Here is a 17,544-nt window from a genome sequence, read left to right as displayed (position 1 = left end):
CGTCCGAGTCCGATTGGCGTCGGCTATCAGCCGCCGCTGCCGCCGATCACGGCCCGCACCGTCTCGTCGGGCCCGAAATCCTCGGCGCCGTCGACATAGAGCAGCGCGGCGAGCTTCGAGCGGGCGCGGTTCACGCGGCTCTTGATCGTGCCGACCGCGCAGCCGCAGATCGAGGCTGCGTCTTCGTAGGAGAAGCCGGACGCGCCGACCAGGATCAGCGCTTCACGCTGATCCTGCGGAAGCTTGTCGAGCGCCGTGCGGAACTCCTCGAACTCGAGATGCGCGTTCTGCGAAGGCTGTGTCTTCAGCGTCTTGGCGTAGTTGCCCTCGGCATCCTCGACCTCGCGCCGCCGCTTGCGATAGTCGGAGCGGAACAGGTTGCGGAGAATCGTGAACAGCCAAGCGGGGAGGTTGGAGCCCGGCTGGAACGAGTCGATGTTGGCGAGCGCACGCAGCAGCGTCTCCTGGACCAGGTCGTCGGCCCGGTCCGCATTGCCGCTGAGCGAGATGGCGAAGGCGCGCAAACTGGGCACGGCCGCCAGGATGTCGTTACGAAGGGAGTCCGTGAGAGGCATTAATCCCTCCCATTGTTGTTGTCGTTGGATCCACCCTCATTTTCCACGTGGGGAGTCGCTCCCGGCGCATCAAGCTTCTTGATCAGTTCTGCGAACCGATCCGGAACCCCCTGCCGCACGACATCGTCGTACATGGCGCGCAACTGATGCCCGATCCGGGATTGGATCTCCGGAGTGAGGCCTCCCTTGCCGGGGGTCGTGCTTCTGCTGGCTTGAGACTTGAGATCTTTCATGACCTGTTCCACGTTTCCCCGAGTTAAGTGACTGCAAATTCGAGAGGTTTTCTCAACCGGGAGCCGTTCCCTGGATAGGCTCAATTCCAGGTCCGCGAAAAAGTTCCCAGCTCTGCGGAACTTTTCTTGAGCTGATGCGTAGTCAGTCCAGCAGGGGAACCCGGGCCCCCCGCGTGTCTCCTGACCTCAAGGCTGGCCCGAAGACGAATGGAGTGGGGATGTCCCGTTCACAGCTTGTTGCTGAACACTTGCCGTTGTTGCGCCGGTACGCGCGCGCCCTGACCGGCAGCCAGGCCTCCGGTGACGCCTATGTCGCAGCCATGTTGGAAGCCATGCTGGGAGACCCGTCGGTGCTCGATGAGAGCCATGGGCCTCGGGCCGGCCTGTTCCGGCTGTTCACACAGATCTGGAATTCGGTCTCGGTCAACGAGGATGCCGAGGTGACGACCCTGCCGATGCCGCCGGAGCGGCGGCTGTCGAACATCACGCCGCTGCCGCGTCAGGCCTTCCTGCTGCTCTCGCTCGAGGGCTTCTCGGAAGAGGAAGTCGCCTTCGTTCTCGGCACCGACGTCGCGGAGACGCGGCGCCTTGCAGACGCTGCCGGACGCGAGATGGCGGCCGAGATTGCCACCGACGTGCTGATCATCGAGGACGAGACCTTCATCGCCATGGACCTCGAGAGCCTGGTGAAGAATCTCGGCCACAACGTCGTCGGCGTCGCGCGCACCCATGCCGATGCAGTGGCGCTGGCCAAGAACAAGCGGCCCGGCCTAATCCTCGCCGACATCCAGCTCGCCGACGGCTCGTCGGGCCTGGATGCGGTCAACGAACTGCTGCGCACCTTCGAGGTGCCCGTGGTGTTCATCACGGCCTACCCTGAGCGCTTCCTCACCGGCGAGCGCCCCGAGCCGGCGTTCCTGATCTCGAAGCCGTTCCAGCCGGCAATGGTATCGGCGGTGGCGAGCCAGGCCCTGTTCTTCCAGCGCAATTCGCGCAATCGCGCGCCGAAGGCGCCGGCGGCGTAAGGAAGTTTCCATCGGAACGGAAGATGGCGCGCCGCAAGGTGCGCCATTTTTAGTTTGCTGGTACTCTATTCAGCAGCCTCGGCAGAGGCCGTTGAGCTTGGCCTTCACCTTGGCTTCGTCTGCCCACGGCCCGCCCATCCCATCGAAAGTCATGAAGACGGATATTCTTTGCAGGTCGTCCTTCGCTTCAGCCGGCGGTTTTGGGAACGGCACGGATCGCTCGACCATGGCGAGCGTGGCGGCATCCAGCGGCGCGAAGCCTGTGCTTTCCACCAAAGCGTTTGAAATCAATTTGCCCGAGCGATCGACTACGAATGTGACTCCGGCATCGCCTTTTCGTTCTATGGCCTCCGGAGGGAACACCCTATTGCGCCAGACATGCTCCGTGACTGCTTTGCGCCAGGCGTCCAAGGCGTCGGACAATGCGAAGGCGGGCGTCGGCTCGCTCGCTGCCAACCCGTAAGGCGGGACTTGGAAGTAACGGAGGCTGAAGACGATCGGCACCGTGAAAGAAAACTTGTCTCCCTTCAGCTCGGCCGGTGGTTCGGGAAACGGTTGGGCGCGATCGAAGATCGCCAGCACGGCGGCATCGAGCTGCCGTGAGCCGGTGTCCTCAACCAACGTCCGCGATATCAACTGGCCGGAGCGGCCGATCACGAATTTGATCTTGGCATGGCCGGGCTGCCTCGGCGCTTCAATCGGAAACAACCTGTTACCGACAATGTGTTCGGTCAATCTTGCCTTCCAGGCCGTCACGCGTTCTGTTTGTGTATCAGTCTGCGCATGCGCGGGGAAAGCAGCCAGCAATCCGAGAAGTCCAGCCAAGAGTAAGAGGAATTTCATCTGCATCGTCGCGGATATTAATCGCCGCCACGTTGATTTCAAGGCTCGTTGCTCGCATCGCGCTCACCCCGGTGTGGCCAGCTGGAACGACCGCGAGGCCGATCCGCTTGACCGCAACCAAATTGCCCCGTTGATATCTCGGACCGGTGGCATTCATCGCAGCCTCAAGCCCGGAGATGTCCCCATGGACCAGCAACTCCTCGATCGCCTCGCCATCCGCGACCTCGTCGAGAACTGGGCGGTGTGGCGCGACGCCGGCGACTGGGAGCGCTTTGCCTCGGTCTGGCATGACGAGGGCTGGATGTCCGCCACCTGGTTTCAGGGGACGGCGCGGGATTTCATGCGGGTCAGCCAGGAGGGATTCGCGAAGGGCGTGCGCATCCTGCATTTCCTCGGCGGCACCAGCATCGATCTTGCCGGCGAGCGGGCCATCGCCCAGACCAAGATGACGATCTCGCAGCGCGCCCTGGTGCACGACGTGCTCTGCGACGTCGTCTGCACGGGACGCTTCTACGATTTCCTGGAGAAGCGGCAGGGTAAATGGGGCATCGTCCGCCGCCAGCCGATCTACGAGAAGGACCGGATCGATCCGGTCGATCCCGCCGCGACGCTGCGCCTCGACCAGGAGGCGCTCGCTGCGCTGCCCGAAGGCTACCGCCACCTCGCCTACATGCAGGAGCTGATCGGCTACAAGGTCAAGCGCGACATGCCGGGCCTCACCGGCGCGGAAGTCGAGAAGCTCTATGGCGAAGGGCGGGGCTGGCTGGCGGGGACCGCGAACTAAGCGTCGGACGATCGGCCACGATCCCCGACGGCCGGATGCGGCCGCTTGCGGGTCGGGAATTTCCTGACATCAGATGGACCTTACCTGACTGACGACGGGACAGCAGGTCACGCAAAGTTCAACCGGGACCGTCGAGGAGGAGATCATGGAATTCGCGATCGGCTTGGCTATGCTTGTGATTGCCGTGGCGCTGATTTACGTCGGGCTGCCCGACCGGCAGGGCGGCAGTCCACGTTTCCTGCGTTTCGAGGCCGCGTCTGTCCTGTATCCGCCCCTGATCCTCGTGTTCATCGCGATCGGTACGGCTCAGGTCGTTTTCTCTCTCGATTGACACGGTCGCGCGCCGACGCGCGCGAATGTCGACGTGGCAAGAGAGCGACGGAAACCGCCTATCGGATCGATCCCGTTCCGGTCGAGCACCACGTTCCGATCGGGGTTGGAACGGTTGCTCGAGGTCCGTCGCCCGCGCGAGGCACAAATCACGGACAGGGATGCCGCCGCCCGTCGTATCCAAGATACGTGCCCGAAGCCGGATCGTAGGATTTGAAGCGTTGCGAGCAATATGCTGCGTTCTCCGCAGCCTGGGCGCGGCTGTTCGCGATCGCTCCCCCAATGGCGGCGCCGGCCGCAAATCCGCCTAGCGCCGGGCCCCAACCGTAGCGGTGCGGATACCCATATCGCCATCCTCGATGATGATAACGATGATCCCAACCTCCCCGCCATTGAACGGCGACGATGTCGGAGGACGCGCCGGGCTTACTCCGCATCGCGAGAGGCGCCGCGATCGCGCCATTGACGCAAAGAGTGGCCGCAAGCAGCGCGCCTGCAGCAGTTAGCCCTTGCAAATGTCGCATTTCAATCTCCGTTGGTTTCGTTCTGCGCCAGGTAAATTCATTGACTGGCCCGAGGTTCAGTCAAGGCGGGTACGGACACGTACCGAAGCAAGCTGTCATCGTCGGATCCTGCAAGAGTCCGTACCGAAGCGTACGTTGCGAGCCGATATGCACTGACATCTGCGAAGCTCCGTCGTAGGATGTCGTCGCGGTGAAGACAAGAATTCGAGCCGACAGAATTACTTCCAGAAGCAAGTGCGGCTCCGGCGCTTATGCCGGAGCCGTTTTCTGTCGGGCTGAAAAGTTCGCCCACTCGTATCTTCTTGAACCGCCGTCCAGCCGACGTCTGTCCCGCGAGAAGCGCAGCGCTGCGCCCTTCGACATGCGAGCGCGCGCCGGGACGTTGCCGCGGACGAGGACTGCCACGGCATCGTCACGTCGTCATTCCTTGGATAGATGATCGAGCCAGCCGTGCGAGACGCCGTAGCGTACGATGTCGGCGCGCTTATGCAGCCCCAGTTTCTCGACGGCTCGCGATTTATGGGTTTCGATGGTCTTGATGCTGACGTCCAGACGCGCAGCGATTTCCTTGTTGCTAAATCCCTGGGCAATGAAGCGGAGGACCTCGGCCTCGCGCGGCGTGAGCTCCAGCTGAGTTGCGCTTTCGGAAGGTGCGTGATCGCCGGGTGGAGATGGCAGCGCTTTCTCCGCGATCGCCGGGTCCAGATAGATCCCGCCCTCGGCGATCGCGCGGATGGCACGCACCAGTTCATCCGCTGCGGATCGCTTGAGCAGATATCCACGTGCGCCGGCCTGCAACATCGGCTGAACGTAAGCACGATCCTCGTGCACCGTGAGTGCCAGCAATCGAACGTTGGGAAACTCGATCGCAATTCGTTGCGCCAGTTCGATGCCGCTAATGATCGGAAGCGAGATATCCAGCACGGCAATATCCGGTCGCTCCCTGCCGATGACGTCGATCGCGTTCTGCCCGTCGGTCGCCTCGCCAACGATGGAGATGTCCTGAACGGGCTCGAGCAAGGCCTTCATGCCTGCCAGGACAAGCGGATGATCGTCAGCCAGCGTGATTCGGATCGGTTTCACGAGCCTGCATCCTGTCCGGAAAGAGGTACCGTCATGAAGAGTGTCGTCCCGATATTGGGCGCGGATTCGACGGTAAGCGATCCGCCGAGCAGCGCCAGCCGCTCCTCCATGACGGAAAGGCCGAGTCTGGAAGCGTTGAGGCCCGACAGTTTCGATGGATCGAAGCCGATCCCGTCGTCTTCGACGATGACGCGAAGTTCGTTCTTTCGCCGGTCGAAGACGAGACTGACGTTGCGCGCATTGCCGTGCTTGGCCACATTGTTGAGAGCTTCCTGAATCGCACGGTAAAGGGCGATCTCGACTTCGAGCGGGAGGCGGTCTGCCGGTCCGATCAACTGGACGTCGGTACTGATTCCGAAGCGCCGGGTCCACTCCACACAGAATGCTTCGATGGCTCTGTGCAGTCCAAGATCGTCGAGGGCCGTAGGACGAAGGTCTGCAGCGATCTGGTGAATGTCTCGTCCGATGCCGCTGGCGAGCCCCTGCAGCCAGTGCAACTTATCGACCTGAGTCGGATCGGAGGACGTCGTCGCGAGCGATTGTTCGAGATTCTTCAACCCCAGCAGCAGCCCGGTCACCGTCTGACCGATCTGATCATGCAATTCACGGGAGATTCGCCGGCGTTCGTTCTCCTCGGCGTCGCCGAGCCGCCGCAGCAGGCGCTGGCGATCGAACTCCGCCCGCTTCATCTCGTCAATGTCCAGGAGCACGCCGATGACGACTTCGGCGTTGTGTCCGTCGATCCGCGAACTGCGCCCGCTGGCGCGCAGCCAGCGGCCGTCCGGAGGAGCGGTGCGGAACTCTGCGGCAACGGCGTCGCTCTTGCGGGATTGCAGCAATATTTTCTCGAATGAGGCGCGATCCGCCGGGTCGATGCCGGTCAGGAGCGTCTCGAAGGGCAGGCTCACGTCGCCGGTGGCGGCGCTCTTGGTGATCTTGAGCATGTCCAAGGCCCGTTGCGAGGCGATGACTTCGCCAGTCGGCACGTTCCAGCTGAATACTCCGAGATCCGCCGCATCGACCATGAGCCGTCGTCTTTCCTCGCTCTGTCTCAGGGCCAGCGCGGCCTGGGCCTCTTGCTCGACGCGTCGCTGCGATATGTCGCGCGCCGTGAACCAGACGAGCGCGAGCCCGAGGGCCAGGCTCACGGCACCTCCACTGGCGAGAAAAATCGCCGACCGGCGGACCGGGGCATCGAGCTGGTCCGTCGGGATGGCGAGGTGAACCGACCAACCGCCTGTGCCAGGCAGTCCCTTGTAGATGGAGTCGACCTTGGCCCCTTCGAGCGTCGTCCCGACATAGCTGCCTTGGGACCCCTGGGCGATTGCTTCCCGCACAGATGCGCTGGCTGGACGGCCGAGTTCAAATTGCTCGGCGACGGTGCGCGCGACGATGTTGCCCTTGCGATCGACGACGACGCCGACCCATCCAGGCGGCGCCCCCGCGCTCTTCAGAATCTGGCTGACCGCGTCGGGCACCAGCGCGACGGTCAGGACGAATCTGAGGTCGCCGTTCCGTTCGACGGGGGCTCGCAAGGCGACGAGGCGTTTGCCCGAAATCGGACCCAGAGGTCCAATTCCACCGATCGCCGCCTTGCGGGTCGTCAGGATTCTCTCGAAATTCTCCCGATCTGCAGTTGCCCCGAGATCGGCTCCAATGGGGCGTAGCAGATTGAGCACTTGATTGCCCTTGGGGTCGACCAGCTCAATCGTTTCCCAGAGAGGCCTGGTTTCCTTGACGCGTAGAGCCTCGACATAAAACGACGAGAGATCCGAAGTATCGAGGCTGGCTGAGGCCGCAAGCGTCTCGGCGATCTGGACCTGAAGCGCTAGATCCGAAGAGATTCGCGTCACGACACGGTCGAGCGTTTCGAGAGCGGCGAGGCGCGAGTCGGTCCGCTCTTGGCGGGCATTCAGGAAAACGACCCAGCCCGCGAACAGAACGAGCGGAATGGCCGCTGCCATGACGAGCAGGATCAGCGGACGTTGTGCGGCCCGTGCCGAACCTGGTTGGACAACTGCTCTCACTCTCGGTGCCTCACGTTAGCATAGGCGCGGTTCGAAAACCGCGGCAACCCGCCAAAGCCGCTTGTCAGGTTTTTCCTGACGGGAACCGTCCTTCAGCCCGACTGGGCCAAACGTGAGCCGCTCCCCATGATTGGTCAAACGGCAACCGAAAGATGGCACATGCTCGAATTGGATCTTGTAAAGAAAGACGCGCGAAATTCGGGGACTGCTTCGTCGATCGTGTCGAGGATCGCTCCCCAGGCGCGCGACGCATCGCCTCCCTCCTTGGGCAACGACCTCATCGCGCACCTCTCGCCTCGGTCGCGTCGATCGCTCCTGGACCGCTGCGATTCGATCCGCTTGACGGCACGACAGGTGCTGCAGGAGCGAGGTCTTCCCCTGCAATTCGCATACTTCATCGAGTCCGGCGCGGCGTCGCTCACGACCCGGGCCGGAGATTGCCCGCCTGTTGAGATCCATACCCTGGGGAAAAAGGACTTCGTCGGCGTCCCCCTGGTGCTGGGAATGCGGGTCTCTCCGCACCGGTGCACCGTTCACGTCCCTGGAAAGGCGCTGCGGATCCAAACCGACGCCTTGATCGCGTTGATCAAGACGGACACAGAGGTGGAAAAACTGTTGCTGCGCTACGTCCAGGCAACGCTGATACACAGCGCTCAGCTGGTCGCATGCAACTCGCGGCACAATCTGTCCCAGCGGCTGGCCCGATGGCTGCTGGTCGCACGCGATCGGATCGGAGACAACGAGGTCGCATTGACTCACAAATGCATGGCGCAAGCTCTCGGCGTACGCCGTGCCGGCATTACGACCGCGGTGGGGGACATGGAGGCAAACGGTCTGATCCGGCGGAGCCGCGGGCGAACGGTAATCGTCGATGAGACCCGCCTGGAGCAGGCATCCTGCGACTGCTTCCGCGTCATTCGATCCGCCCACGAGAATTCTTTGTTGGGACCGATCGCGTTGCGCGTCGCGCATCCTTGACCTCAGGGTTTTGCGTGGGGCTTGTGCAAAAGGAGGGCATGCGGCATGAGTCTGGCGTCCACGATCGTTGGAAATGGTAAATTGCAGTCTGATGCGGAAATTCTTGTAGAGGCGCTTGAGGAGACCAAGCGCCTGCTTGCGTCGGCCGGAGCTGCCGGCCCGACATGCAGGTCCGAGCAGCACGAGCTCCTGAATATGATCGAGTTCGTAATTTATGATCCGGCTGTCGCGCGTGCCGCGGAGCGGCTGAAGCTGCGTGCACGATTGAAAGCGGTCGTCTGACCGACCTTCGGCCCGTCGACCCATTCGGCATATTGAGATATTGCGGAATGAGGCGGCCGAACACGCTTTGCGCCGCGCGGATCTGGCCAGGATGCCGTTTCGCCCCACCGCAAGAAGTTCGTGAGTGGTACCTCGGCTCTTCCGACGTCGGCTTGCTGTGCTCCTCGCGTCCTTGATCGCTTGCCTCTACGTAGCGATACGAAGCGGTAACGCCTAAGACGAATCCTCGGCCGGACCGTTGATGGCGTCGATCAGGTGCGCCACCAGAATGCTGGCGCTGAAGAACATCATGCAGGCGACCACAATTCCGATCATTCGCGTGCCTTCGATGTGCGGGATGACACGTAGCGCGCCAAGACCGCTTCCCAAACCCGGTCGAGGATAGTTTGGAAGATGGTCGTCCGACGCCATGATTTCCCGGCGTGCGCCGGGATGTTGCGCGCGGCCCGGGGGGCTCCCGGTCCGGGCAACAGAACGCGGGGGCCGTCACCTCGGCCGGTGGATAGCCAGCTGCCGATTTTCGATCGCACGAACAATGTCATATCCAGTCTCCCGGGATGGCAGCGGTGCTCCGTAAAGCTGGAGTTCAAATGGCCTCCGGGCTAGTCGGGCTGACTCCCCGGGCAGTCAGGAAATTCCCCACGCCGCGATGGTGCAGCGAAATGCGCGCATTGCCGGCTTCCGCCGAGCGTGCTCTGGCGCTTTCAGCGGAATCTCCCGGGGGGGGGCTTGCGGACAAAAGTAAGGCGCGACCGGCATCACCACAGTCGCGCCCTACGTCGCCGGCTTATGGGGCAGGGGGGAATAGCCGGCTGCTGAGACGACTCCCGACCGTCGGAGTCGTTCCATGGCTTGCGAAATATTTCGCCGACCTGCGGCATTTTTCGCACACGGTTAAGTGATCGTAACGGCTGAGAACCGCCGATCCTGTGGCGGCGTTGTTCCCGTGATCGCCATGGGGCGAGGGATCGACAGCCATGTCACAGATTCAAAAGGTATTTTTAGGCGCCATTGCGACCGTCGCCACGCTCGGTGCTGTGCAATTGGCCTCCGGCCATGACCTGGCTGGTCGCTGGCAGGCTCTCGCCGACACCTCCAGCCGCAGCGCGAACCTCGCCCCGAGCCACAACGTCAATCGCACCGCAAAGGCGGACCGGCTCGCCGAGATCAAGCCGGCGCCGGCTGCGACCCGCACGGTGTCGATGCGGCTGAACGACCTCGCCGATACGTCGGTGCTGCTGCGGGTCCCGGCGGTGATCGAGACCGGCAACGCCAAGCCGCCGGTGCTGCTCCTGAACCAGCAGAAGGTTCGCACCCGGCCGACGATCGCCTGTGAGCCGATGGTCAGCTCCCTGACCGAGGTCGCGAAGCTGCTCCAGCCCGGCCGTTGCGTGACCTGATCCGCGCCTCCCCTGACGGGAGCCTTCCGGGCGGATGCTTCACATCCTCTTGATCCGCCGTTGCCTCGCGCTATATCCGGGTTCCTCCCTTTGTTTTGACCGGGTAAGCGCATGACGACGTCAGATACGGCTGTGCATACGCAGCCTTTCCAGGCCGAAGTTTCCGAACTGCTGCACCTGATGGTGCATTCCGTTTATTCGGAAACCGATATCTTCCTCCGCGAACTCATTTCCAATGCCTCCGATGCCTGCGACAAGCTGCGCTACGAGGCCATCGCAAGTCCCGCCCTGCTGGGCGAGGGCGACGCGCTCAAGATCCGCATCATCCCGAACAAGACGGCCAAGACGCTTGCGATCGCCGACAACGGCATCGGCATGGAGCGGCAGGAGCTGATCGATCATCTCGGCACCATCGCCCGCTCCGGTACCAAGGCGTTCGTGTCCAAGCTGAAGGAGGCCAAGGACGGCCTCGGCTTGATCGGCCAGTTCGGCGTCGGCTTCTATTCAGCCTTCATGGTCGCCGAGAAGATCGTCGTGATCAGCCGTCGCGCCGGCGAAAGCGACGTCTGGACCTGGACGTCGTCCGGTGGCTCCGGCTTCGAAATCGCCCGTGCCAGCGAGGAGGACGCGGCGCGCGTGACGCGCGGCACCGAAATCGTCCTGCACCTGAAGGACGACGCCAAGAAGTATCTCGAGACCTACGAGATCGAGCGCATCGTCACGGCCTATTCCGACAACATCCTGTTCCCCATCGAGCTCGTGCCCGAAGAGGGCGAGCCGCGCCAGATCAATTCGGCCAGCGCGCTGTGGCAGCGCGCGAAATCCGAGCTGACGGCGGACGACTACAAGAAGGCCTATCAGCAGATCGCCTCCGCCTTCGACGATCCCGCGATGACGCTGCACTACCGCGCCGAGGGCCGCTACTCCTACGCCGTGCTGCTGTTCGCGCCCTCGACCAAGCCGTTCGACCTGTTCGAGCCTAACCGCAAGGGGCGCGTGAAGCTCTATGTCCGGCGCGTCTTCATCACCGACGATGCCGATCTGTTGCCGGGCTATCTGCGCTTCATCCGCGGCGTCGTCGACAGCGAGGATCTCCCGCTCAACATCTCGCGCGAGATGCTTCAGAACAATCCGCAGCTTGCGCAGATCCGCAAAGCCGTGGCGACCCGGGTTGTGTCCGAGCTCGAAAGTCTTGCCGACAAGGACCCGGAGAATTTTGCCAAGATCTGGGACGCCTTCGGCGCGGTGCTCAAGGAAGGCATCTACGAGGATTTCGAGCGGCGCGAAAAGCTGCTCTCGCTGTCGCGCTTCACCACCACGTCGGGCGAGAAGCGCTCGCTGAAGCAGGTCATCGCCGATTTCAAGCCGAACCAGACCGAGATCTATTATCTCGTCGGCGACAGCATCGAGCGGTTGAAATCCAATCCCCGGCTGGAAGCTGCGACCGCGCGCGGCATCGAGGTTCTGCTGCTGTCCGATCCGGTCGATGCCTTCTGGACCTCGATGCCGTCGGAGTTCGACGGCAAGCCGCTGAAGTCGCTGAGCCAGGGCGATCTCAATCTCGACCTGATTCCGCGCGTCGACGAGGCGGACGAGGCGAAGAAGGATGAGCCGGCCGCGGACGAAGCGGCCACCATTGCCGTGATCAAGGCCGCGCTCGGAGAGCGCGTCAGCGATGTCAAGGCCTCAACGCGCCTCACGAGCTCGGCCTCCTGCCTCGTCGCCGACAGCCAGGGGCCCAGCCGCGAGCTCGAGCGCATCCTGTCGCAGCAGAACCGCGGCATGAAGACCAGGCCGATCCTCGAGATCAATTTGCGCCATCCGCTGGTCACCGCGGTCACCAAGGCGCAAGCCGGCTCGAAGGTCGTCGACGATCTCAGCCTGCTGCTGCTCGAACAGGCGCAGATCCTGGACGGCGAATTGCCGGAAGACCCGGCCGCGTTCGCGGCAAGGCTGAATCGGCTCGTGCTGCAGGGGCTCGGCGCCTAGCGCCGCAGCCCCACCCTACTCACCTTGCTGTCATCTATTTGCAGGAACAGTCGCGTCCGCCGTGATGTTATGCCATATGGAACCGTCGGCCCCCGATCCGCCGGCGGCCACCGACTCGAGGATGCGTCCATGCGCTTGCCGATCTTGACCCTCACCGCGATTGCCACGCTGTTCGTCGCGGCAGATGCCAGTGCCCAGACCTATGATCCACGCTATCCGGTGTGCATGCACGTCTATACGCCCGGCGGCTTCGGCGGTGGCGGCGGGGACTATTTCGACTGCTCTTTCACCTCGCTGCCGCAGTGCCGTGCGACCGCGTCGGGCCGCTCGGCGAGCTGCGACCTCAACCCCTATTACGCCTTCAACGAACCGCCCCCGCCGCCGCGCCGGCGCCACAAGAAACAGCATTAGCGGTCTGCGATGCGGTCTCCTCGGATATTCGCCTCGCGTGGTTGGCTCGGCCTGGCCATGGCCGTCGGTGTCTCGCTCGCCGCCGCGCCGTCGCATGGGCAAACCTTCGATCCCCGCTATCCCGTCTGCATGCACGTCTACTCCGGTGCGAATGGCGGTGGCGGGGACTGGTACGACTGCTCCTTCACTTCGCTGCCGCAGTGCCGCGCGACCGCCTCGGGACGCGCTGCGACCTGTGACCTCAACCCGTACTACCCGGTCACCGCGCCGCCGCACCCGCGTCACAGGCGAAGCGGTCAGCACAAGGGATGGTAGAGCAAGGAATTTCCTGCTTGGCGAAGGCCGCCTAGCGCCTCCCGCCACTCCCTCCTCACGCCAGATAGCTCGACCACTTTGCGCCAGCGATCGGCTTCCGCCGTCAGCATGCTGCCGAACTCATGGGCATTGCCGTGTAGCGGGATCGCGCCGAGGTCGGCGATGCGGGCCTTGATCCCGGCGTCGAGGGAGAGGGGAGGCTTCCCGCTCGGCTTCGCTTACTTCGCTGTCGCAAGAATGGCACCGGGCTGCACGCCAATCCCGCCGGCCTGGTAAAGGATCGCTAGAGTTAATCCTGCACTAACGGAGTTTTACCTTGTCTCTTAACACCTGGGCAGCGCGCGCGGGCTAAGCTGCCGGACACAAGCAGACGGCCCGAAAGAGTGAACAATATGACCACCGGCGTCATCGAGCAGCCGAAAACCGTACACGCACCGTCGGCTTCGAAGATCTGGCTGAAGGCAATCGAGCTCACTGCGCGGATCGAGGCGTTGCCCGGGCGTCTGTTTGCGGACGTCATCGACGATTGGGCGCAACGCCAGCCCGGCCGCGTCGCGCTGGTTACGGCTGACACAAGTCTCGACTATCAAGGGCTGTCGAAGCGCATCAATCGCTACGCGCGCTGGGCGCGCTCGGCCGGAGTAGCCAAGGGCGACACCGTGGCCCTCATCATGCCGAACGGCATCGACTATCTCGCGGCCTGGCTCGGCATCAGCCGCGTCGGAGGCGTGGTGGCGCTGCTCAATACAAAGCTGGTGGGACAGTCGCTGGCGCATTGCATCGACGTCGCAAGACCGGCGCACATTATCCTGGCGCACGAGCTGACGGAGATGCTGGACGGCGCAACGCCGCATCTGAAGGCGCAGCCCAAAGTCTGGACCCACGGCGATGCCCGCAGCCAGCGCGCGATCGATGTCGCTCTCGCCGTCCTCGACGACGGCCCGCTCTCGTCGGACGAACATGGCGACGTCACGATCGATGACCGCGCGCTGCTGATCTACACCTCGGGCACCACGGGCCTGCCGAAAGCGGCCAGCATCAGCCACCGCCGTATCCTCAACTGGGGCTTCTGGTTCGCCGGCCTCACCGGCGCGACTCCGCAGGACCGGCTCTACGATTGTCTCCCGCTGTTCCACTCGGTCGGCGGCATTGTCGCGCCGTGCAGCATGCTGGCTGCCGGCGGCTCGGTCGCCATTGCGGAAAAATTCTCGGCCTCGCATTTCTGGTTCGACGTCGTCCAGCATGACTGCACGTTGTTCCAGTATATCGGCGAGCTCTGCCGCTATCTGCTGAAGGCGGCGCCGTCGGAATACGAGACCCGGCACCGCCTGCGGCTCGTCTGCGGCAACGGTCTGCGCGGCGACATCTGGGAAGATTTCCAGGCGCGCTTTTCCATTCCGCGCATCCTCGAATTCTACGCGGCGACCGAAGGCAATTTTTCGCTGTTCAATGTCGAGGGGCAACCGGGCGCGATCGGGCGCATTCCGCCGCTGCTGGCACATCGCTTTCCCGCCAGTCTCGTCAAGCTCGACCCCGGCAGCGGCGTGCCGCTGCGCAATGACGAGGGATTTTGCATCGCGTGCGCCCGCGGCGAGGCCGGCGAAGCCATCGGCCGCATCGGCACCGCGGACGAGGGCGGCGGCCGCTTCGAAGGCTACACCGATGCGGGCGAGACCGAGAAGAAGGTCCTGCGCAACGTCTTTGCCAGAGGCGATGCCTGGTTCCGCACCGGCGATCTGATGCGGATCGACGACAAGGGCTTTTTCCATTTCGTCGACCGCATCGGCGACACCTTCCGCTGGAAGGGCGAGAACGTCGCGACCTCGGAGGTGAACGACGCCGTGCGCGATTTCGCCGGCGTGGTTGACGCCACCACCTACGGCGTCGCCATCCCCGGCGCCGACGGCCGCGCCGGCATGAGCGCGATCGTCGTGAACGAGGGCTTTGACATCGCCGCGCTGCCTGCGCATCTCGCGCAGCGCCTGCCGGCTTACGCCCGGCCAGTCTTCATTCGCATCTCGCGCGAGCTCGATGCGACCGAGACGTTCAAGCAGAAGAAGGGCGATCTCGCGCGCGAGGGATTTGACCCGGCTGCGATCTCCGATCCGTTATTCATGCTCGACCCGAAATCCGGCGCCTATGTCGCGCTCGATTCCAGCACATTTGCCGGGATCGCAGACGGCACGATCCGGTTGTAACGGCAACAAAATCCGCAAGATGGGTCCAATTTTATCTGAATTGTCCAAGAGGCCATTTACTTCTGTCGGGTAAACAGAGGGTCATTGGGAGGCGGTCATCGAGAGCCGCCGCAACACGAATGATAGCGAAAAGCGAGCCAGCCATGTCGGTAAGGTCAAAGGTCATCGAAGCGATCCAGCAGATCGCCAGAGAGCAGCACGTCGCGCTTCCCGCACTCTCGGACGATCTGTCCCTGCACGAGACGGGTTTCGACTCGCTCGCCTTTGCCATTCTTGTGGCGCGCCTCGAGGACGAGACCGGCGTCGACCCATTCACCATTTCCGAGGACGCTGCGTTCCCCGCCACGGTAGGCGATTTCGTGCGGGCCTACGAAAATGTCCCCGCGTGAGATCTTTGCGCTTCGCGACCATCTCGGCGCGGAGCTGAAAGGCCGCACGATCTCCGATGCGCACGATGTCGTGTCGCTGACCGACGTCCTGTCGCACACGGTTCTTGGCGGCCGCCTGCGCGAGCTGTCCGGCCGCGCGGTGCTGCTGAAACTGTCGGACCAGCTCCGGTCCGGCCTTGCCATGATCGAGCTCGACGGCATCGCCCGCCGCATGCTGCTGTGTCCGCCGGATCTCAACCCGGCGCATCTTGACTCGTTGATCGCTGATGCCGGCATCGATGCCGTCGTCACCGACGAGCCCGATCGCTGGGGTGGCACCGGCGTTCCGCTGGTCGTCACCGCCCATTTGCCGCTTCAAGCCACCGCGCCGGCCACGAGCGAGCGTGCGACCGAATGGTTGATGTTGACTTCGGGTACCTCGGGCGTGCCAAAGATCGCCGGCCACACGCTGGAAGCCTTGACCGGTGCGATCGTCGCCGAAGGCCCCGCACGCGGACCTGCGCCGGTGTGGGCGACGTTCTACGACATCCGCCGCTATGGCGGCCTGCAGATCTTTCTCCGTTCCATCCTCTCCGGCGGCTCGATGGTGCTGTCTGATCCGCATGAAGCGCTCGGCGATCACATCGCGCGGTTGAATGCGCGCGGGGTCTCGCACATGTCCGGCACGCCCTCGCACTGGCGCAAGCTCCTGATGAGCGGCGCGGCCGCGCAATTCGCCCCGGCTTACGTCCGTCTCTCCGGCGAGATCGCCGACCAGGCCGTGCTCGACGGCTTGAAGGCGGCATTCCCCAATGCCTCCGTCGGCCACGCCTATGCCTCGACCGAGGCCGGCGTCGGTTTCGCCGTCAATGACGGGCTGGAGGGCTTTCCGGCCGACTATCTCGGCAACCGCAACGGCGTCGAGATGAAGGTCGTCGACGGCTCGCTGCGGATTCGCTCGGCACGCACGGCGCATGCCTATGTCGGCCGCGACGCGGCGGCGCTTACCGGTGCCGACGGCTTCGTCGACAGCGGCGACATCGTCGAGCTGCGCGGTGACCGTTACTACTTCGTCGGCCGTCGCGGCGGCATCATCAATATCGGCGGGCTGAAGGTCCATCCCGAGGAGATCGAGGCGGTGATCAATCGCCATCCCGACGTGCGGATGTCGCGCGCCAAGTCGCGCCGCAGCCCGATCACCGGCGGCATCGTCGTCGCCGATGTGATCCTCACTGAGGGCACCGATGCGGCGCGCGCGAAGGAGACTCGCGACCAGATTCTGGATCAGTGCCGCGCCCAACTCGCGTCCCACAAGGTGCCGGCGGTGATCCGTTTCGTCGAGGCGCTCGACGTCACCCCGGCCGGCAAACTGGCGCGCACCGATGCATAACGTTCTCGTCACCGGCGGCAGCCGCGGTATCGGTCTTGCCATTGCAACGCGCCTCGTCGGAGGTGGCTTCAACGTGATCGCGGCCGCGCGGCGCGAGAGCGACGAACTCAAGGCGGCGATTGTCCGGTCCGAGGGGCGGCTGCATTTCCGCGCCTGCGATCTTGCTGTGATCGATGCGATCCCGGCCTTCGCAAAACTCGTTCGCGACGAATTCGGCCCGATCTACGGCCTCGTCAACAATGCCGGCCTCGGCACCGAAGGCCTGCTTGCTACGATGCACAATTCCGAGATCGCGGCCCTGGTGCAGCTCAACGTGCTGTCGCCGATCGTCCTCACCAAATATGTCGCGCGGCAGATGATGGCCGATGGTGCCGGCCGCATCGTCAACATCTCCTCGATCATCGCGACCACCGGTTACAATGGCCTGTCCGTCTACGGCGCGACCAAGGCCGCCGCCACCGGCTTCACCCGCTCGCTCGCGCGCGAGGTCGGCAAGCTCGGCATCACCGTGAATGCGATCGCTCCGGGCTTCATCGACACCGAGTTGACGCACAATCTGTCCGACGAGGGACGCAAACGCATCGCCGGCCGCAGCGCGCTGCGCCGCCTGCCGGAGGCGGACGACGTCGCACGCATGGTGGAATACCTGCTGGGCGAAGGCGGCCGCAACGTCACCGGGACGGTGTTCACCATCGACGCGGGGAATACGGCGTAAGCGGAACTCTGACGCCATGATCGTGTTGATCCGGCACAATGACATTCAGCCGGATTTGGTCGTAAGATGCCCCG

The 17,544-nt window shown here is 63.7% G+C and carries 21 protein-coding genes; 13 read left to right on the top strand and 8 right to left on the bottom strand.

What is annotated here, in order from left to right:
- Positions 1-26: 26 nt before the first annotated feature.
- Positions 27-575: a sigma-70 family RNA polymerase sigma factor gene (locus EDE08_RS13415; protein WP_018316216.1), complete on the bottom strand. Its 549-nt coding sequence runs from the start codon at positions 573-575 to the stop codon at positions 27-29.
- A complete protein-coding gene (locus tag EDE08_RS13410; RefSeq protein WP_024337325.1) occupies positions 575-808 on the bottom strand; it encodes a NepR family anti-sigma factor in 234 nt (77 codons plus the stop codon). The genes EDE08_RS13415 and EDE08_RS13410 overlap by 1 nt, the downstream gene beginning before the upstream one ends.
- A 218-nt stretch (positions 809-1,026) precedes the next feature.
- Here EDE08_RS13410 and EDE08_RS13405 point away from each other — a divergent pair, with 218 nt between their 5' ends.
- Positions 1,027-1,833, top strand: coding sequence for a response regulator (locus tag EDE08_RS13405; RefSeq protein ID WP_028179299.1), 807 nt, complete (start codon positions 1,027-1,029; stop codon positions 1,831-1,833).
- Positions 1,834-1,902: 69 nt separating this feature from the next.
- Here EDE08_RS13405 and EDE08_RS13400 read toward each other — a convergent pair whose 3' ends face one another.
- Complete coding sequence (locus EDE08_RS13400; protein WP_283811639.1) at positions 1,903-2,676, bottom strand: energy transducer TonB family protein; 774 nt, start codon at positions 2,674-2,676, stop codon at positions 1,903-1,905.
- Complete coding sequence (locus tag EDE08_RS38425; protein ID WP_165935858.1) at positions 2,606-2,833, bottom strand: hypothetical protein; 228 nt, start codon at positions 2,831-2,833, stop codon at positions 2,606-2,608. Before EDE08_RS38425 ends, EDE08_RS13400 begins: the two co-directional genes overlap by 71 nt.
- A 27-nt stretch (positions 2,834-2,860) precedes the next feature.
- Here EDE08_RS38425 and EDE08_RS13395 point away from each other — a divergent pair, with 27 nt between their 5' ends.
- Both EDE08_RS13395 and EDE08_RS13390 read left to right on the top strand, forming a co-directional pair.
- Positions 2,861-3,460 carry a nuclear transport factor 2 family protein gene (locus tag EDE08_RS13395; protein ID WP_131869013.1) on the top strand — a complete coding sequence of 200 codons (600 nt, stop codon included), beginning with the start codon at positions 2,861-2,863 and terminating at the stop codon, positions 3,458-3,460.
- 145 nt (positions 3,461-3,605) lie between these two features.
- Positions 3,606-3,791, top strand: a complete 186-nt coding sequence (locus EDE08_RS13390; RefSeq protein WP_131869014.1) for a hypothetical protein — start codon at positions 3,606-3,608, stop codon at positions 3,789-3,791.
- 148 nt (positions 3,792-3,939) lie between these two features.
- Here the strand turns inward: EDE08_RS13390 and EDE08_RS13385 are convergent, their stop codons facing one another.
- The 3 genes from EDE08_RS13385 to EDE08_RS13375 all read right to left on the bottom strand — a co-directional run bounded on the left by EDE08_RS13385 (position 3,940) and on the right by EDE08_RS13375 (position 7,361).
- Positions 3,940-4,227: a BA14K family protein gene (locus EDE08_RS13385; protein WP_502700597.1), complete on the bottom strand. Its 288-nt coding sequence runs from the start codon at positions 4,225-4,227 to the stop codon at positions 3,940-3,942.
- 507 nt (positions 4,228-4,734) lie between these two features.
- Complete coding sequence (locus tag EDE08_RS13380) at positions 4,735-5,397, bottom strand: response regulator (protein WP_131869016.1); 663 nt, start codon at positions 5,395-5,397, stop codon at positions 4,735-4,737.
- Complete coding sequence (locus EDE08_RS13375) at positions 5,394-7,361, bottom strand: sensor histidine kinase (protein WP_131869017.1); 1,968 nt, start codon at positions 7,359-7,361, stop codon at positions 5,394-5,396. The genes EDE08_RS13380 and EDE08_RS13375 overlap by 4 nt, the downstream gene beginning before the upstream one ends.
- Positions 7,362-7,583: 222 nt before the next feature.
- On the opposite strand from EDE08_RS13375, the gene EDE08_RS13370 reads away from it, so the two are divergent.
- Both EDE08_RS13370 and EDE08_RS13365 read left to right on the top strand, forming a co-directional pair.
- A complete protein-coding gene (locus tag EDE08_RS13370) occupies positions 7,584-8,402 on the top strand; it encodes a Crp/Fnr family transcriptional regulator (protein WP_131869018.1) in 819 nt (272 codons plus the stop codon).
- A 45-nt stretch (positions 8,403-8,447) separates the two neighbouring features.
- On the top strand, positions 8,448-8,684 hold the full coding sequence (locus EDE08_RS13365) for a hypothetical protein (RefSeq protein WP_131869019.1): 237 nt from the start codon (positions 8,448-8,450) through the stop codon (positions 8,682-8,684).
- A 213-nt stretch (positions 8,685-8,897) separates the two neighbouring features.
- Here the strand turns inward: EDE08_RS13365 and EDE08_RS13360 are convergent, their stop codons facing one another.
- A complete protein-coding gene (locus tag EDE08_RS13360) occupies positions 8,898-9,095 on the bottom strand; it encodes a hypothetical protein (RefSeq protein ID WP_131869020.1) in 198 nt (65 codons plus the stop codon).
- 566 nt (positions 9,096-9,661) lie between these two features.
- Between EDE08_RS13360 and EDE08_RS13355 the strand changes: the two genes are divergently transcribed.
- From EDE08_RS13355 to EDE08_RS13315, 8 genes are all read left to right on the top strand, one after another.
- Positions 9,662-10,084 carry a hypothetical protein gene (locus tag EDE08_RS13355; RefSeq protein WP_131869021.1) on the top strand — a complete coding sequence of 141 codons (423 nt, stop codon included), beginning with the start codon at positions 9,662-9,664 and terminating at the stop codon, positions 10,082-10,084.
- Positions 10,085-10,195: 111 nt separating this feature from the next.
- Positions 10,196-12,073: a molecular chaperone HtpG gene (htpG, locus tag EDE08_RS13350; RefSeq protein ID WP_131869022.1), complete on the top strand. Its 1,878-nt coding sequence runs from the start codon at positions 10,196-10,198 to the stop codon at positions 12,071-12,073.
- A gap of 129 nt (positions 12,074-12,202) precedes the next feature.
- A complete protein-coding gene (locus EDE08_RS13345; RefSeq protein ID WP_131869023.1) occupies positions 12,203-12,484 on the top strand; it encodes a DUF3551 domain-containing protein in 282 nt (93 codons plus the stop codon).
- A 9-nt stretch (positions 12,485-12,493) separates the two neighbouring features.
- The gene (locus tag EDE08_RS13340; RefSeq protein ID WP_502700594.1) at positions 12,494-12,799 is read left to right on the top strand and encodes a DUF3551 domain-containing protein; all 306 of its coding nucleotides are present in this window, start codon (positions 12,494-12,496) and stop codon (positions 12,797-12,799) included.
- A gap of 383 nt (positions 12,800-13,182) precedes the next feature.
- On the top strand, positions 13,183-14,997 hold the full coding sequence (locus EDE08_RS13330) for a long-chain-acyl-CoA synthetase (RefSeq protein WP_131869024.1): 1,815 nt from the start codon (positions 13,183-13,185) through the stop codon (positions 14,995-14,997).
- 143 nt (positions 14,998-15,140) lie between these two features.
- Entirely contained in the window at positions 15,141-15,386 is a 246-nt protein-coding gene (locus tag EDE08_RS13325; RefSeq protein WP_131869025.1) for an acyl carrier protein, read from the top strand.
- Entirely contained in the window at positions 15,373-16,755 is a 1,383-nt protein-coding gene (locus tag EDE08_RS13320; protein ID WP_131869026.1) for a class I adenylate-forming enzyme family protein, read from the top strand. The genes EDE08_RS13325 and EDE08_RS13320 overlap by 14 nt, the downstream gene beginning before the upstream one ends.
- Positions 16,748-17,470 carry an SDR family NAD(P)-dependent oxidoreductase gene (locus EDE08_RS13315; protein ID WP_131869027.1) on the top strand — a complete coding sequence of 241 codons (723 nt, stop codon included), beginning with the start codon at positions 16,748-16,750 and terminating at the stop codon, positions 17,468-17,470. The genes EDE08_RS13320 and EDE08_RS13315 overlap by 8 nt, the downstream gene beginning before the upstream one ends.
- Positions 17,471-17,544 lie beyond the last annotated feature (74 nt).

The sequence above is a fragment of the Bradyrhizobium sp. R2.2-H genome (assembly GCF_004346455.1).
Taxonomy (GTDB): Bacteria; Pseudomonadota; Alphaproteobacteria; order Rhizobiales; family Xanthobacteraceae; genus Bradyrhizobium; species Bradyrhizobium diversitatis.
The sequence above is the reverse complement of the archived record's forward strand: the minus strand, read 5'-3'. Positions and strand labels throughout refer to the sequence as shown.

Excerpts from the sequence above, each read along its gene's own strand:
- EDE08_RS13390 (WP_131869014.1), top strand. The coding sequence starts at position 3,606 with ATGGAATTCGCGATCGGCTTGGCTATGCTTGTGATTGCCGTGGCGCTG.
- EDE08_RS13325 (WP_131869025.1), top strand. The coding sequence starts at position 15,141 with ATGTCGGTAAGGTCAAAGGTCATCGAAGCGATCCAGCAGATCGCCAGA.
- EDE08_RS13315 (WP_131869027.1), top strand. The coding sequence starts at position 16,748 with ATGCATAACGTTCTCGTCACCGGCGGCAGCCGCGGTATCGGTCTTGCC.
- EDE08_RS13375 (WP_131869017.1), bottom strand. The coding sequence starts at position 7,361 with ATGGCAGCGGCCATTCCGCTCGTTCTGTTCGCGGGCTGGGTCGTTTTC.
- EDE08_RS13410 (WP_024337325.1), bottom strand. The coding sequence starts at position 808 with ATGAAAGATCTCAAGTCTCAAGCCAGCAGAAGCACGACCCCCGGCAAG.
- EDE08_RS13405 (WP_028179299.1), top strand. The coding sequence starts at position 1,027 with ATGTCCCGTTCACAGCTTGTTGCTGAACACTTGCCGTTGTTGCGCCGG.
- EDE08_RS13395 (WP_131869013.1), top strand. The coding sequence starts at position 2,861 with ATGGACCAGCAACTCCTCGATCGCCTCGCCATCCGCGACCTCGTCGAG.
- EDE08_RS38425 (WP_165935858.1), bottom strand. The coding sequence starts at position 2,833 with ATGAATGCCACCGGTCCGAGATATCAACGGGGCAATTTGGTTGCGGTC.
- EDE08_RS13385 (WP_502700597.1), bottom strand. The coding sequence starts at position 4,227 with ATGCGGAGTAAGCCCGGCGCGTCCTCCGACATCGTCGCCGTTCAATGG.
- EDE08_RS13320 (WP_131869026.1), top strand. The coding sequence starts at position 15,373 with ATGTCCCCGCGTGAGATCTTTGCGCTTCGCGACCATCTCGGCGCGGAG.
- htpG (WP_131869022.1), top strand. The coding sequence starts at position 10,196 with ATGACGACGTCAGATACGGCTGTGCATACGCAGCCTTTCCAGGCCGAA.
- EDE08_RS13360 (WP_131869020.1), bottom strand. The coding sequence starts at position 9,095 with ATGGCGTCGGACGACCATCTTCCAAACTATCCTCGACCGGGTTTGGGA.
- EDE08_RS13415 (WP_018316216.1), bottom strand. The coding sequence starts at position 575 with ATGCCTCTCACGGACTCCCTTCGTAACGACATCCTGGCGGCCGTGCCC.
- EDE08_RS13355 (WP_131869021.1), top strand. The coding sequence starts at position 9,662 with ATGTCACAGATTCAAAAGGTATTTTTAGGCGCCATTGCGACCGTCGCC.
- EDE08_RS13345 (WP_131869023.1), top strand. The coding sequence starts at position 12,203 with ATGCGCTTGCCGATCTTGACCCTCACCGCGATTGCCACGCTGTTCGTC.
- EDE08_RS13370 (WP_131869018.1), top strand. The coding sequence starts at position 7,584 with ATGCTCGAATTGGATCTTGTAAAGAAAGACGCGCGAAATTCGGGGACT.
- EDE08_RS13400 (WP_283811639.1), bottom strand. The coding sequence starts at position 2,676 with ATGAAATTCCTCTTACTCTTGGCTGGACTTCTCGGATTGCTGGCTGCT.
- EDE08_RS13340 (WP_502700594.1), top strand. The coding sequence starts at position 12,494 with ATGCGGTCTCCTCGGATATTCGCCTCGCGTGGTTGGCTCGGCCTGGCC.
- EDE08_RS13365 (WP_131869019.1), top strand. The coding sequence starts at position 8,448 with ATGAGTCTGGCGTCCACGATCGTTGGAAATGGTAAATTGCAGTCTGAT.